The 910-nt window shown below is 67.3% G+C and carries 1 protein-coding gene; it reads left to right on the plus strand.

Annotated features, from left to right (window positions below; genetic code table 11):
• A partial coding sequence (locus J0695_RS35960) for a carbohydrate ABC transporter permease (protein WP_206968977.1) occupies positions 1–851 on the plus strand: 851 nt, incomplete at its 5' end.
• Between the last annotated feature and the right edge of the window lie 59 nt (positions 852–910).

The following is a 910-nucleotide window of genomic DNA, read 5'->3' on the forward strand; positions in this document are numbered from 1 at the left end:
GCCCCGGCCGTCCCCGCCGCAGCATCCTGCTCACGGTGCTCACCGGCATCGTCCTGGTCTACAGCCTGCTGCCGCTCGTGTGGCTCCTGATCAGCGCCACCAAGACCCAGGAGGGCCTGGCCGGTTCGTTCGGGCTGTGGTTCGACGGGGACTTCTCCCTGTGGGACAACATCACCGAGACCTTCACGTACCAGGACGGCGTCTTCGGCCGCTGGTTCCTCAACACCCTGATGTACGTGGTCGTCGGCGCGGGCGGTGCGACTTTCCTCGCGGTCCTCGGCGGTTACGCGCTCGCCAAGTTCACCTTCCCCGGCAAGCGCGCCGTGTTCGCCGTCGTCATCGGTGCCGTCGCGGTGCCGACCACGGCGCTCGCCGTCCCGACGTTCCTGATGTTCAGCAAGATCGGCCTCACGGACACCCCGTGGGCGGTCATCATCCCGTCGCTGATCTCTCCGTTCGGCCTGTACCTGATGTGGGTGTTCGCCACGGAGGCGATCCCCACCGAGCTGATGGAGGCCGCCCGCATCGACGGCGCGAGCGAGCTCCGCACCTTCTTCCAGGTGGCGCTGCCGCTGCTCGCACCCGGCACGGTCACCGTGCTGCTCTTCACCACGGTCACGACCTGGAACAACTACTTCCTGCCGCTGATCATGCTGAAGGACCCCGACTGGTACCCGCTGACCCTCGGCCTCGACGCCTGGAACAAGCAGGCCGCCACGGCCGGCGGCGAGGCCGTCTTCAACCTGGTCGTCACCGGGTCGCTGCTCACCGTCGTGCCGTTGATCGCCGCGTTCCTGCTGCTCCAGAAGTACTGGCAGTCCGGTCTCTCCGCCGGAAGCGTCAAGGAGTAGCGCACCGGCAGTAGTTCGCCACATCCCACCCCGTCCCGCCCCACCACGAAGAAGTGGAA

Origin of the sequence: Streptomyces beijiangensis (assembly GCF_017315755.1) — a bacterium.
In the GTDB taxonomy this organism is placed as follows: Bacteria; Actinomycetota; Actinomycetes; order Streptomycetales; family Streptomycetaceae; genus Streptomyces; species Streptomyces beijiangensis.